The following is a 14925-nucleotide window of genomic DNA, read 5'->3' on the forward strand; positions in this document are numbered from 1 at the left end:
GGCGCGACGCTCCGAGCCAGCCCACCTGAATACCATTTGGAGACACCATGCCTGACACCATCCTCGGCCAGGGCGCGCCCGCGCCTGCCATCCCGTCCACGCCCGCTGCTCCCGTCCCCGGATCGCCGGACCGCTTGAAAGACGTCAGCCTCGACGACAAGTACACCGCTACCGAAGGCAAGATCTTCCTGTCCGGGATCCAGGCGCTGGTGCGCCTGCCGATGATCCAGAAGATCCGCGACGAGCAGGCGGGCCTGAACACGGCCGGTTTCGTGTCCGGCTACCGTGGCTCGCCGCTCGGTGGTCTCGATGAGAACCTGTGGAAGGCCAAGGGCCACCTGGAAGCGAAGAGCATCCAGTTCGTGCCGGGCGTGAACGAGGACCTGGCCGCGACCGCCGTCTGGGGCACCCAGACCGTCGACCTGATCGGCCCGGCCAAGCACGACGGCGTGTTCGCCATGTGGTACGCGAAGGGCCCGGGCGTCGACCGCTGCGGCGACGTCTTCAAGCACATGAACCATGCCGGCACCGCCAAGCACGGCGGCGTGCTGCTGGTGGCCGGCGACGACCACGGCGCCTACTCCTCGACCCTGCCGCACCAGTCCGACCACATCTTCGCCGCCTGCATGATCCCGGTGCTGTATCCGTCGAACGTGCAGGAATACCTGGACCTGGGCGTGCACGGCTGGGCGATGTCGCGCTTTTCCGGCCTGGCGGTGGCGTTCAAGGCGCTGGCCGATACGGTCGAATCGAGCGCCTCGGTGGATGCCGATCCGTTCCGCGTCGAGGTCAAAATCCCGCAGGACTTCGCGATGCCGGAAGGTGGCTTGAATACCCGCCTGTCGTCCGTGCCGCTGGGCCAGCAGGCGCGCACCCAGGAAGCGCTGATGCAGGACTACAAGATTTACGCCGCCCTGGCCTATGCGCGCGAGAACAAGCTGAATCGCGTCACCATCGACAGCCCGGACGCCAAGCTGGGCATCATCGCCTCCGGCAAATCCTATGTGGACGTGCTGGAAGCGCTGGAAGAACTGGGCATCGACGAAACGATGGCGGCCCAGGTCGGCCTGCGCCTGTACAAGGTCGCGATGATCTGGCCGCTGGAGCCGGAAGGCGTGCGCGAATTCGCGCAAGGCCTGGAAGAGATCCTGGTGGTCGAGGAGAAGCGCCAGGTCGTCGAATACCAGCTCAAGGAACAGCTGTACAACTGGCGCGACGACGTCCGTCCCCACATCGTCGGCAAGTTCGACGACAAGGGCGAATGGGTCTCGCCGCGCGGCGAATGGCTGCTGCCGCCGAAGGCCGACTTCTCCGTCGCCCAGGTCGCGCGCGTGATCGCCGGCCGCATCGCCCGCCTGAACCTGGACGGCCGCACCCGCGACCTGATCAAGGCCCGCCTGGCCTTCCTGGAAGCCAAGGACGCGGTGCTGATGAAGGCCGTGACCACGCCGTTCCGCCCTGCTTTTTATTGCTCCGGCTGCCCGCACAACACCTCGACCAAAGTGCCGGACGGTTCCTTCGCGCTGGCCGGCATCGGCTGCCACGTGATGGCGACCTCGATCTACCCGGAGATGAACAAGCTGACCACCCACATGGGCGGCGAAGGCACGCCCTGGATCGGCCAGGCCGCGTTCTCGAAGGTGCCGCACGTGTTCCAGAACCTGGGCGACGGCACCTACTTCCACTCGGGTTATCTGGCGATCCGCGCGGCGATCGCCGCCAAGGTCAACATCACCTACAAGATCCTGTACAACGACGCGGTCGCGATGACCGGCGGCCAGCCGGTCGACGGCGTCACCTCGGTGCCGCTGATCGCCCAGCAGATGGCGGCCGAAGGCGTGAAACGCATCGCCCTCGTCACCGAAGACCTGTCGCGCTACGAGGATCGTTCTTCGCTGCCGGAACTGGTCACCATCCACGACCGCAAGCACATGGACGACATCCAGCGCGAGCTGCGCGAGCTGCCGGGCGTGACGGTCCTGATCTACGACCAGACCTGCGCCGCCGAGAAGCGCCGCCGTCGTAAAAAAGGCGAGTTTCCGGACGTGGCCAAGCGCATGGTGATCAACGAAGCCGTCTGCGAAGGCTGCGGCGACTGCGGCGTGCAGTCGAACTGCGTCTCGATCCTGCCGAAGGAAACGGAATTCGGCCGCAAGCGCGCGATCGACCAGTCGTCCTGCAACAAGGATTACTCGTGCGCCAAGGGCTTCTGCCCGAGTTTCGTCACCGTCGAAGGCGGCACGCTCAAGAAGAACAAGGCCGGCGTCGCCAAGTCGAAGGACGAGGACGACGGCTGGGGCCCACTGCCGGCGCCGATGCTGCCGTCGATCGCTGCACCGTACAACATCCTGATCAACGGCATCGGCGGCACCGGCGTGATCACCGTCGGCGCGCTGATGGGCATGGCCGCCCACCTCGAGGGCAAGGGCGCCTCGGTGCTGGACATGACCGGCATGAGCCAGAAGAACGGCTCCGTCACCTCGCACGTGAAGATCGCGGAAACCCCGGAACGCCTGCGCGCCCAGCGCATCGCCACCGGCGAGGCCGACCTGGTGCTGGGCTGCGACATGCTGACCGCCGGCGCCTCGGACGCGATCTCGAAGATGCGCCCGGGCCGCACCACGGTCGTGGTCAACCTGCACGAGCAGCCGACCGGCACCTTCGCCCAGCAGCGCGACTGGGAATTCCCGACCGAACAGGTGCGCTCGCTGATCGCGGAAGCGGTCGGTGGCGAAGCCGGCGTCGACTTCATCGACGCCACCAAGCTGGCCACCGCGCTGATGGGCGACTCGATCGCCGCCAACCTGTTCATGATGGGTTACGCCTGGCAGAAGGGCCTGATCCCGCTGTCGGAAGCCTCGCTGCTGCGCGCGATCGAACTGAACGGCGTGGCCGTCGGCGCCAACAAGCGCAGCTTCCTGTGGGGCCGCCGCGCCGCCGTCGACCTCAAGCGCGTCGAGAATACCGCCACCCCGGTCCAGGCCATCGTCATGCAGATGCCGCAGAGCCTGGACAGCATCCTCAAGAAGCGCGTCGAGTTCCTGACCGGCTACCAGGACGCGGCCTATGCCGCCCAGTACGCCGAACTGGTGTCGCAGGTGCGCGAGCGCGAAGCCGCCCTGGGCCTGGGCAACAAGCTGGCGACGGCCGTCGCCAAGTCCCTGTTCAAGCTGATGGCCTACAAGGACGAATACGAAGTCGCCCGCCTGTACACCGACGGCCGCTTCGTCGAGCAGCTGAAGAGCCAGTTCGAGGGCGAGTTCAGCGTCAAGTTCAACCTGGCGCCGCCGCTGTTCGCCAAGAAGGATGCCAAGGGCCACCTGGTGAAGGCCGAATTCGGCTCGTGGATGTGGAGCGCCTTCAAGCTGCTGGCCAAGCTGAAGGGCCTGCGCGGCGGCAGCTTCGACATCTTCGGCTACACGGCCGAGCGCAAGATGGAGCGCGCGCTGATCGGCGAGTATCGTGGGATGATCGAAGGTGTGCTGGGCTCGCTGGATGCATCGACGCACGCCACCGCGGTCGAGCTGGCGGCCCTGCCGGAACAGATCCGCGGCTTCGGCCACGTGAAGGAAAAGGCCGTGGCCGAGTACCGTGCGCGGGTGACGGAGCTGCTGAGCGGCAAGGTCAAGAAGCGCGCTGCCTGATTTACCACTCCGTCGTTCCCGCGGAGGCGGGAACCCAAGTTTGCCGGCGTTTCGGTAACTCGAACAACACTTGGATCCCCGCCTTCGCGGGGATGACGGTCTCGACGCCGCGGACCGCAAGCTTACGCCACCACTGTCCGCATTCTTGACGTTTACGTTAACGTCATATACCGTACCAAGAACTCCTGTTCGCTTCCGCAATCTCAAGGAACACCATGAACGACATCACCCCCGCCGCCAAGCTCGAGCTGCCGGAGCAGCCGAAACTGGCCAATAAAGTGCGTTTCGTGACCGCGGCTTCGCTGTTCGACGGCCATGACGCCTCGATCAACATCATGCGCCGCATCCTGCAGTCGAACGGCGCCGAGGTCGTGCACCTGGGCCACAACCGCTCGGTCGACGAAGTCGTCACCGCGGCCCTGGCCGAAGACGTGCAAGGCATCGCCATCTCCAGCTACCAGGGCGGCCACGTCGAATACTTCAAGTACATGATCGACCTGCTGCGCCAGCGCGGCGGCGCCCACATCAAGGTGTTCGGCGGCGGCGGCGGCGTGATCGTCCCCGCGGAAATCGAAGAGCTGCATGCCTACGGCGTGACGCGCATCTTCAGCCCGGAAGACGGCCAGCGCATGGGCCTGGTCGGCATGATCCGCTCGATGCTGGAAGCCTGCGACGTCGACCTGTCGGCCTATGCGCCGACCTCGCTCGACGCCCTGACCGCAGGCAATATCGAACAGCGCCACCGCCCGCTGGCCCAGCTGATCACCGCGCTGGAAAACGGCAAGGCCTCGAACGAGCTGCGCAAGCAGATCATGGACAGCGCCGAAGGCCTGAAGGTGCCGGTACTCGGCATCACCGGCACCGGCGGCGCCGGCAAATCCTCGCTGACGGACGAACTGATCCGCCGCATCCGCCTCGACCAGAACGACCGCCTGAACATCGCGGTGATTTCGATCGACCCGTCGCGCCGCAAGTCGGGCGGCGCCCTGCTGGGCGACCGCATCCGCATGAACGCGATCAACCCGTGGAATAAGGATGGGGAAATGCGGGCGCGCGTCTTCATGCGCTCGCTGGCAACCCGCGAAGCCGGTTCCGAGATCTCGCAGGCGCTCCCTAGCGTGATCGCCGCCTGCAAGGTGGCCGGCTTCGACCTGGTCATCGTCGAGACCTCGGGCATCGGCCAGGGCGACGCCGCCATCGTGCCGCACGTCGACCTGTCGATGTACGTGATGACCCCGGAATTCGGCGCCGCCTCCCAGCTCGAGAAGATCGACATGCTGGACTTCGCCGATTTCATCGCCATCAACAAGTTCGACCGCAAGGGCGCCCAGGATGCGCTGCGCGACGTGGCCAAACAGTACCAGCGCAACCGCGAACTGTGGTCCAGGAGCCCGGACCAGATGCCGGTGTTCGGCACCCAGGCGTCGCGCTTCAACGACGACGGCGTCACCGCGCTCTACCTCGGCCTGCTGCCGGCGCTCAGCGAACTCGGCCTGAAAACCGACACCCCGAAGCTGGCCCAGCCGGCGCAGAAATACTCGAGCGGCAAGAACGTCATCGTGCCGCCGAGCCGCGCCCGCTACCTGGCCGAGATCGCCGATACCGTGCGCGGCTACCACCGCAACACGGGCAAGCAGGTGAAGCTGGCGCGCGAACGCCAGCAGCTCAGCGAAACCAAGCGCATGCTGGCGCTTGCTAATCGCGAAGTGGTGCTGGACGACCTGATCCTTGATCGCGACAACGCCATGGATGGCGAAGCGAAGAACCTGCTGGCCTCCTGGCCGCAGCTGCAGGCGACCTACGCCGGCGACGAGCATGTGGTCAAGATCCGCGACAAGGAAATTCGCACCAAATTGGTGCAAACCACGCTGTCCGGCAACAAGGTCCGCAAAGTCGCCCTGCCGAAGTACGAAGACCATGGCGAAATCCTGCGCTTCCTGATGCTGGAGAACGTCCCCGGCGCCTTCCCCTATACCGCCGGCGTGTTCCCCTTCAAGCGCGAAGGCGAGGATCCGACCCGCATGTTCGCCGGCGAAGGCGACGCCTTCCGCACCAACCGCCGGTTCAAGCTGGTTTCGACCGGCATGGACGCGAAACGCCTGTCGACCGCCTTCGACTCCGTGACCCTGTACGGCGCCGATCCGGCCCTGCGTCCGGACATCTACGGCAAAGTCGGCAACTCGGGCGTGTCGATCGCGACCCTGGACGACATGAAGGTGCTGTACGACGGCTTCGACCTGTGCAGCCCCTCGACCTCGGTCTCGATGACGATCAACGGTCCGGCCCCGACCATCCTGGCGATGTTCATGAATACCGCCATCGACCAGCAGATGGACAAGTTCGCGCTGGAGAAAGGCCGCCAGCCGACCGCGGAAGAAGCGGCGCAGATCAGGGCATGGGTGCTGGCCAATGTGCGCGGCACGGTCCAGGCCGACATCCTGAAGGAAGACCAGGGCCAGAACACCTGCATCTTCTCGACCGAGTTCTCGCTGAAGGTGATGGGCGACATCCAGGAATACTTCGTGCAGCACCAGGTGCGCAACTTCTACTCGGTGTCGATCTCGGGCTACCACATCGCCGAAGCCGGCGCGAACCCGATCTCGCAGCTGGCCTTCACGCTGTCGAACGGTTTCACGTTCGTGGAAGCCTATCTGGCGCGCGGCATGAACATCGACGATTTCGCGCCGAACCTGTCGTTCTTCTTCTCGAACGGCATGGATCCGGAATACACGGTGCTGGGCCGCGTGGCGCGCCGCATCTGGGCGGTGGCGATGCGCGACAAATACGGCGCCAACGACCGCAGCCAGAAGCTGAAGTACCACATCCAGACCTCGGGCCGCTCGCTGCACGCGCAGGAAATCGACTTCAACGACATCCGCACGACCCTGCAGGCGCTGATCGCGATCTACGACAACTGCAACTCGCTGCACACCAACGCCTACGACGAAGCGATCACCACGCCGACCGACGAATCGGTCCGGCGCGCGCTGGCGATCCAGCTGATCATCAACCGCGAATGGGGCCTGGCCAAGAACGAGAACCCGAACCAGGGTTCGTTCATCATCGACGAGCTGACCGACCTGGTCGAGGAAGCGGTGCTGCAGGAATTCGAGCGCATCGCCGAGCGCGGCGGCGTGCTGGGGGCGATGGAGACCGGCTACCAGCGCGGCAAGATCCAGGAAGAGTCGATGCTGTACGAGCACCAGAAGCACGACGGCACCCTGCCGATCATCGGCGTGAACACCTTCCGCAACCCGAAGGGCGCCGAAGCGCCGGCCACCATCGAGCTGGCCCGTTCGACCGACGACGAGAAGCAGTCGCAGCTGACCCGCCTGGAAGCCTTCCACCAGCGCAACGCAAGCGAGGCCCCGGCCGCCCTGGCCGCCCTGCAGCAGGCCGCGATCGACAACGACAACGTGTTCGCGCGCCTGATGGACGCCGTCCGCGTCTGCTCGCTGGGCCAGATCACGACCGCGCTGTTCGAGGTCGGCGGCCAGTATCGCCGCAATATGTAAGCCGGCAAGCCACCGCCCCTGCTTTAGAATTCGGGGTCAGAGCACATTTCGGTCAATCGCCAAAATGTGCTCTGACCCCGAATTATTTGGAGCCTTGCATGCCGATCAAGCCGGAACAACTCGCGTCCCTGATGCGCGAAGTCGAGCAGGAAGATCCGATCGATTTCGCCGACCTCCCCTTTCCCGAAGACGATCTGCGCGAGCTGGTCGCCAACCACCTGTGCGAAATGGCGGCGTCGATGGAGAACTTCAGCTCCGAAGACCGCCTGATGACCCTGCTTGCCGTGTCGGCCAAGCTGGTCCTCGAAAACCTGGTGCTGCATTTGCAGTTGCTGCGCCGCCATGGCATTCCTGCCGGCGACAATGTTGAAGCACTATTAAGCCGGCTGCGAAACAACAAGAAGTAAATGACGCACAAAGACCACAGAGCGCTCTGATTTAGCACAATTCCCTATCGTGTTGATGTCAGGAAGATATCTTCAGGTATGATTGACTTTCGCAAATTTCTATGCAGACAGGCCTGTTTGCATCCAGCCGATTTCTTGAGGAAACCATGCCGCGTAAAGTCAATAAAAGAGCGTTCAGCACCGCTCTGGTCACCGGGGCCATCATCGTCTCCGCCGCGCTAGGCGGCTGCAACCGTACCAAGCCCACGGAACAGCTGCTGGCCGAGGCGAAGCAGTACCAGCAGAAAGGCGAGATCAAGGCCGCCATGATCGAGCTGAAAAATGCTGTCGCCAACACCCCGGAGAACGGCGAAGCGCGGCTGGCGCTGGGGTCCCTGCACGTCGACGCCGGCGACTACGTGTCGGCTGAGAAGGAACTGCGCAAGGCGCTGTCGCTCGGCATCGACAAGAAGCGTGTGCTGCCTCCGCTGGGCCGTGCGCTCGAGCAGGAGGGCAAGTTCAAGGAGCTGCTGGATACCATCGCGGCCGATACCGCTGCCGGCTCGGCAGAACTGCTGACCCTGCGCGGCAGCGCCTATCTCGGATTGAACGACGTGGACAAGGCCAAGGAGGCCTTTGCCGAGGCCGCCAAGCTGCAGCCGGACAACGGCGATGTCCTGATCGGCATGTCGCGCCTGGCGCTGTACCAGAAAGACACGATCGCCGCCCAGACCCTGGCCGACCAGGCCGTCGCCAAGGATCCGAAAAACGCCGACGCCTGGATGTTCAAGGGTGCCCTCGCACGCGGCGAAGGCAAGATGCCGGAAGCGCTGGCCGCCTTCACCCGGGCTTCCGTGATCAAGCCGGATCACCGTACCGCATTCATCGAAAAGGCGCTGGTCGAAATCAACCTGCGCAAGTTCGACGAAGCCAAGGCCGACCTGGACGCCGCGCGCAAGCTTACCCCGGGCAGCCTGCAGCTGGCTTATACCCAGGCCCTGCTCGACTTCACCAAGGGCCAGAACGCGGCGGCCCTTGAATCGATACAGAAAGTGCTCAAGAGCGCGCCCGACCATCTGCCGAGCATGCTGCTGGCCGGTGCGATCGAGCTGAAGATGGGCTCTTACCTGCAGGCGGAACAGCACCTGGGCAAATATGTAAAAGCCGTTCCGGAAAATACTTATGCGCGCAAGCTGCTGGCCCAGACCCAGCTGCAGACCGCCCCGTCCGAAGCGCTGGCGACCCTGGCGCCGGCGCTGAAGAATTCGTCCGACGACCCGCAGCTGCTGGCGCTGGCCGGCGAGACCTATCTGCGCAACAAGGATTACGGCAACGCCACCAATTACCTCGAGAAAGCGACGGCGCTGGCGCCGAAGGTCGCCGCCCTGCACACCTCGCTGGGCCTGTCGCGGATGCGCCAGGGCGACCAGGCGAAGGGCCTGTCCGAGCTCGAACTCGCCGCCTCGCTCGACACCAGCTCGCCAAAGGCCGGCATCGCGCTGGTGCAGGCCGAAATGTCGATGAAGCACTACGACAAGGCCCTGGCCGCGGCCCAGGCACTGGCCAAGCAACAACCCGACAATGCCCAGGTGCAAGCCCTGCTGGGCACGGTGTATGCGTCCCAGAACGACCAGGCCAACGCCCGCGCCAGCCTGGAAAAGGCATTGGCGCTCGACCCGTTGTTCTTCCCCGCCGCGGCCAACCTGGCCCAGATGGACCTGAACGACAAGAAGCCGGCCGATGCCGAAGCCCGCTTCACCACCATCCTCAAGAAAGATCCGAAAAACATCGGCGCCATGACCGCACTGGCCGAACTCGCCGACCTGCAGGGCCAGCCGGACAAGGCCACGACCTGGTTCGAAAAGGCCAGCAGCGAGAACCCGACCGCCGTCGGCCCCGGCATGCGTCTCGCCAACCATTACCTGAAGATCAAGCAGGCGCCGAAGGCGCTGACCGTGGCGCGCAAGCTGCAGACCGAGAATCCGACCGATCCGAACCTGCTGAACCTGCTCGGCCAGGTCCAGCTGGCGAACAACGATTCCACCGCGGCGATCGAAACCTACAGCAAGCTGGTCAACGTGCAGCCGAAATCGGCCCAGGCCAAGTACCTGCTGGCCTCGGCCTATGCGGTGGCGAAGCGTGGCGACGATGCCGCCTCCGAGCTGAAGAAGGCGACCTCGCTGCAGCCGGACTTCCTGCCGGCCCAGCTCGCGCTGGCCGAGCTGTCGATGCGCAAGAACCGTCCGGAAGAGGCCCTGGCCATCGCCCGCGGCATGCAGAAACAGCCGCGTATCGCGAACGCCGGCCTGATGCTCGAAGCCGACATCCTGATGACGCAGAAGAAGATCGACCAGGCCCTGCCGCTGTACGAGAAAGCCCAGGCCAGCCATCCGACCACCCAGGTGGCCCTCACCCTGCACCGCCTGCAGAAAATGAACGGCAAGGAGCAGAAAGCCAACCAGGTCCTGGCGCAGTGGCTGAAAGACCATCCGGACGACGTCCAGGCGATCATCTATTCGGCCGAGCAAAACCTGTACGCCAAGCAGTACCAGGCGGCTGCGACCCAGCTGGAGAGCGCGCTCAAACTGGCGCCCAACAATGCGCTGGCGCTCAACAACCTGGCCTGGACCTACCAGCAGCTGAACAATCCGAAGGCGCTGGAGACCGCCGAGAAGGCCTATAGCATCGCAGGCAACAACCCGGCCGTGCTCGACACCCTGGGCAGCATCCTGACCGACAAGGGCGACACCAAGCGCGCGGTCGACCTGCTGCAGAAAGCGGTGACGGCCTTCCCGAACAACCTCGACATGCAATTGCACCTGGGCGAGGCGCAGGCCAAGAGCGGCGACAAGGCCGGCGCCCGCAAGACGCTGGAGAAGGTATCGGCGGCCAACAAGGGCGAGAGTTCGGCCAAAGCGAAGGAACTGTTACAACAAATGTGACATCCGGCCGGCGGCGCGAGCCGCCGGCTTGACAAATAGTGTTCTTTTTATCTTGTTCGTTATCAACTATTCATTTCTTTATAGCATCTTTACTGGCCCGGTGTTACGATTGGAACTATAGGCGCGCGTTTGCGCAAGATAAATAGCGACGTCCTGCGGAGAGAAAAGAATGGACAGTTTAGCAGCTGGCGAGGAAGTGGCAAAAGCGTCCTCTGAACCTCAGGACGCACGTTACGATTCGGCTCCTGAGGGGGGTGCTGAGCTCGGCTGTGATACGATCACAGACGTGACCATCAACGAAAAAACATTTGGTATCCGTACGGCGGACACGGATGGAAGGCGCAGCTCTGCGAACCTTCTCATCAACAAGATGTATGCGTGGCGCGGTTACTCGGGCACGCATCGTCTGGACGACGACCCGAACCGGATTACCCTTTCGGCTTCCGACCATGGCGAAGTGGTCGGAACGGTCACGCTTGGCATCGATTCGCCGGTCGGCTTGCTGGCCGACGAAGTCTTCAAGGACGAGATCGACCGCTTCCGCGAGCGCGGTGCGAAGGTCTGCGAAATCACCAAGCTTGCCTTCGACCCGAAGGTGCGTTCGAAGGCTGCCCTGGCCTCACTGTTCCACGTGATGTTCATCTACGGCCGCCGGCTGCACAAATGCACCGACGTCTTCATCGAAGTCAATCCGCGCCACCGCCGCTTCTACGAAACCATGCTGGGCTTCAAGCGCATCGGCGACCTGCGCATCAATCCCCGTGTCGAGGCTCCCGGCTGGCTGCTGTGGAACAGCCTCGACTACGTCCAGGACCAGATCGAGCGCTACGGCGGCACCAGCGATTCGGCGGAAAACGAACGCTCGTTGTTCCCCTACTTCTTCTCCCAGAAGGAAGAAGAAGGCATCGCGCGCCGCCTGACCAACCTCGGCTGAACGCGCGTACCCCGGCATTCAGGCAGCGCCGCCCGGCGCTTCGGCCGCGGTCCGCGCGGCCGCTTCATGGCGCGCCAGGATCGGGTTGATCAGGCGCCGCATGAACAGGCCGATGCCGCCCCACATCGTGATGAACCACAGCGGCACGCCGCCCGGCGGATTGCCCGGATAGCCCCACTGGCCGCTGTGCACGCCCGTGTATTCGATCAGCGCCCCCAGCAGCACCATATAGCCCGCATAGGCCAGGTCCAGCGGCTCGTGGAACAGCGCCAGCCCCACCAGCAGCAGCACGCCCGTCACCAGCAGCAGCGTGTTGCTGTCGTGGATGGTGGCGAAGGCGGCCGAATAGGCCAGCGCCAGCGCCCATACGGTTGCCCGCCGGCCTGCCGGCGCCGGGCCGTTCAGCAGGCGCCGCGTGTGCAACAGATAAAAACCCCACATGAACAGCTCCCAGACCGGCTGCAGCAGGATGTCCGGGTGGGCGAACATGAAAATGCCCTGCTTCAGGGAGGCGGCATTCATCGCCGTGAAGAAGGCGCAGACGCAGGCGTAGAAGATCGCCTCGACCTTGCTGAGCCGGCCGAAGCTCAGGGCCCAGAGGAGCAGCAATGCGGCCAGCTTGCCGAGGTTGGTCGGCACGCACGCCAGGATCAGCATGACTGCCGGGACCTGCAGGAGAAGGCGGGTTCGCATATACATTTGGCAAGTAGACATGAAAGACGCTGATGTTGTCAATCAGCAAAAGAAAAAAGGCCTCCGAAGAGGCCTTTTCGTTGGCGCACCTGGAATTATCAGGCGGCTTTCTTCTCGCGGCGGCGCAGGGCGGCGCCCATGCCGACCATTGCCAGGCCCATCAGCGACAGCACGCCCGGCTCCGGTACGGCGGAGTATGCCTGGGCCGGATCGTCGATCGTTGCGCCCAAGATGTTTTGGCCACCGTTCCAATTTGCATTGTAGTTGTAGCTGTTCTTGAAACGCAGGTCACGCATGCCGAGGTAGGTGTTGAACCAGTCCGAGTTCAGCTGGTCAGCCCACAGCCCAGTCTTGCCATCGACCATGGCATCGGCCACGACCGAACCGTAGGAATCGGCGAAACCGGAGAAGCCGCCCGGGGTCGGAACGGTCGTGCCGACGATGGTGTTGGTGGTGCTACCGGAATCCATGCCGGTATCGAACATGATACGCGCCAGGAAGGTACCTTCCGTGAAGCCATTTGCACAGTTATAGCCGCAACGAACTGCGGTCGGATTCAGGTTATTAGTGGTGGTAAAGCTCTGGGTGCTGCTATCGCGCCAGTACAGGTCGAGATAGCCACCTTTTGCCGGGAATTTGTTATCCGCATTGGTCGTTGGGTCACCGGCTTGGATGCCATAAAACATACCCGTAATTTGGCCGCCAGAGGCGCCATTAAAGAAAAACGCCGGCTGGATCGCCTCGAGCGAGTCGTGCGGGGTCTTCACCGAACCTTTATACATGGTCTCGATAGTAAAGACACCCCAGTTAATCTCGTTCACCCCATTTTTGTTCCAAGTCGTCGCGCCGTTGATGGCGATCTGTTCTTGACCGGTGAACTTCAGGTACAGCGGGCCGTCCGGCAGCGCCGTTGCAGGCGCAGCATAGGCACCAGTGCTCACGGCGGTGGTAGCAGCGAAGGCAGCGAAAGCGAGTAACTTCTTCATGTTCTCTCCAATGATGGAATTAATTAAGCATTAACGACAGCAAAGGTATATAAGCAACCTGCGTGCCAGCTTGAACATATGCTTTATAACTAACTGATCTTGAAGAGAATTATTATTGGGAAATTAACATTTCAAGAATTCCAAAAAGGAGATTTTAAAAATTTTGTAAAATTTGCCGACAGTTAACTACTTAACACAACTGCGCCTACTATCAATTGTGATAGCGCCCAGGCGCCAGCAGGTCATGCGGATCGAGCTCGCGGCGCAGGCGCGCATGCAGGCGCGCCGAGTCGTCCAGCAGGTGCTGCAGATCCGGCATGGCATCGACCGCCAGGCGGTACGGGAACCAGCCGCGCTCGCGGCCGGCGGCGATCAGTTCCCGGTAGCAGGCCTGGGCCGCCGCCACCGCCGCCGGCGAATCGCGGTCGAACAGGAGCGGCACCGTGCTGTCGAACAGCTTGTCGCTGAGTGAGGTGAAGGTCAGCAGCGGCTCGATGCCATGGCGCCGGGTGATCTCCCTTACCATCTGGACATAGGCGCGCGCGCCGGCGCCGCGCATCGGCACCAGCGGCGCGTACCAGATCAGGCCGCAACCGTCGCGCGCCGGATCGCGCGGCCCCTCCCCATGCGGACGCGGATTGCGCCAGTAGGCCAGCGGCAGGGCCGTCTCGTTCGGGCGCCCCAGCACCAGCTCCATCGAACTGGCCAGGGTCGAGGCGGTGCTCGACAGGCGCCGTCCGGCCGGCCCGGGAATCCAGCGCGACAGCGCCAGCAGCGTGTTCGCATTGTCCTGGCTCAGGAACAGCAGGCGGCTGGCCACCCCCTTGAGGGCGGCGCGGATCTCCTTCTGCGCCGCCTTCACCATGCGCGCGGTGCCGTACAGGGTCCCGAAGCCGGTCCAGGGCAGGATCTGGTACTGGCTGCCGAGCGCCTCGATCACTTCCTGCGGGATCAGGCCGTCGGGGCCGACGCGATCGGCCGGATACGGCGCCGACATCGCCAGCACGCGGTGCCGGTTCATCAGGTTCAGTCCGCCGACCGTGCCGGGCAGGCGGCCGAGGATGGCGCGGATCCGCTCGATGGCCGGCTCGAGCAGGCTGTCGTCCTTCAGGCTGAACAGGCACACCTTCACTGTTTCCGGACGGCGCGCCAGCATGATGCTCATCCGCGTGACGATGCCCAGGCCGCTCTGGGTGAACAGGCCGCTGGCGTAAGGGCCGATGCCCCACTTGAACAGGCGGGCGATGTCTTCGCCGCCGGCTTCGCGCATCGCCGAGCGGTACAGGCTGCCGTCCGCCAGCACCGCCTCGAGGTCCGTCACCGCCGCGAAATGGTCGGTGATCGGCGTGACGCCGTAGCCGCGCTCCAGCGCATTGCCGAGCAGGCTGCAGTGGGGACCGGCGCCGGTGGTCGGCACCATGTACGGGTGGCCCCGCCCTGCCAGGAACTCCGCCAGCATGCCTTGCGTGACGCCGGGCTCGAGGGTAACCACGCCCATCTCCTCGTCGAAATGCAGAATCGCGCGCAGCTGGGACAGGTCGATGATCACGCAGCCGTCGCGCGCCGCGAGCGCGCTGCCGTAGCCCCAGTTGTGGCCGGTGCTGATCGGATGCACGGGAATCCGGTAGCGCTGGGCGATGCGCATTACCTCCGGCACGTGCTTACTGTCGAGAATGCGCAGCGCGGCCGGCAGGCGGCGCGTCGCACCCGTGGTATCGGCGCCCCAGGCCTGCAGGGCGGCCTCGCCGTGCAGCACGTTTTCCGGGCCGAGCAATGCCTGCCAGGCGTCCAGGGCCGGCGCCAGTTGGGTCGTGGTGTCTTGCAT

8 protein-coding genes are annotated in these 14925 nt (G+C 64.0%); 5 read left to right on the forward strand and 3 right to left on the reverse strand.

Annotation, left to right across the window (positions count from 1 at the left end; all coding sequences use genetic code 11):
• Nucleotides 1-47 precede the first annotated feature (47 nt).
• The 5 genes from AC1DOQ_RS02615 to AC1DOQ_RS02635 all read left to right on the forward strand — a co-directional run bounded on the left by AC1DOQ_RS02615 (nt 48) and on the right by AC1DOQ_RS02635 (nt 11421).
• Entirely contained in the window at nt 48-3644 is a 3597-nt protein-coding gene (locus tag AC1DOQ_RS02615; protein WP_477359999.1) for an indolepyruvate ferredoxin oxidoreductase family protein, read from the forward strand.
• A 215-nt stretch (nt 3645-3859) separates the two neighbouring features.
• Entirely contained in the window at nt 3860-7159 is a 3300-nt protein-coding gene (icmF, locus tag AC1DOQ_RS02620; protein WP_477360001.1) for a fused isobutyryl-CoA mutase/GTPase IcmF, read from the forward strand.
• Nucleotides 7160-7257: 98 nt separating this feature from the next.
• Entirely contained in the window at nt 7258-7566 is a 309-nt protein-coding gene (locus AC1DOQ_RS02625; RefSeq protein ID WP_477360003.1) for a hypothetical protein, read from the forward strand.
• A gap of 146 nt (nt 7567-7712) precedes the next feature.
• Complete coding sequence (prsT, locus tag AC1DOQ_RS02630) at nt 7713-10487, forward strand: XrtA/PEP-CTERM system TPR-repeat protein PrsT (protein WP_477360005.1); 2775 nt, start codon at nt 7713-7715, stop codon at nt 10485-10487.
• A gap of 169 nt (nt 10488-10656) precedes the next feature.
• The gene (locus tag AC1DOQ_RS02635; RefSeq protein WP_477360007.1) at nt 10657-11421 is read left to right on the forward strand and encodes a GNAT family N-acetyltransferase; all 765 of its coding nucleotides are present in this window, start codon (nt 10657-10659) and stop codon (nt 11419-11421) included.
• 18 nt (nt 11422-11439) lie between these two features.
• Here the strand turns inward: AC1DOQ_RS02635 and AC1DOQ_RS02640 are convergent, their stop codons facing one another.
• From AC1DOQ_RS02640 to AC1DOQ_RS02650, 3 genes are all read right to left on the reverse strand, one after another.
• Nucleotides 11440-12114, reverse strand: coding sequence for a hypothetical protein (locus AC1DOQ_RS02640; protein WP_477360009.1), 675 nt, complete (start codon nt 12112-12114; stop codon nt 11440-11442).
• A 98-nt stretch (nt 12115-12212) separates the two neighbouring features.
• Nucleotides 12213-13100, reverse strand: a complete 888-nt coding sequence (locus AC1DOQ_RS02645; protein ID WP_477360011.1) for a PEP-CTERM sorting domain-containing protein — start codon at nt 13098-13100, stop codon at nt 12213-12215.
• Nucleotides 13101-13311: 211 nt separating this feature from the next.
• Nucleotides 13312-14925 carry an FAD-binding oxidoreductase gene (locus AC1DOQ_RS02650; RefSeq protein WP_477360013.1) on the reverse strand — a complete coding sequence of 538 codons (1614 nt, stop codon included), beginning with the start codon at nt 14923-14925 and terminating at the stop codon, nt 13312-13314.

The sequence above is a fragment of the Massilia sp. 01N417 genome (genome assembly GCF_056399645.1).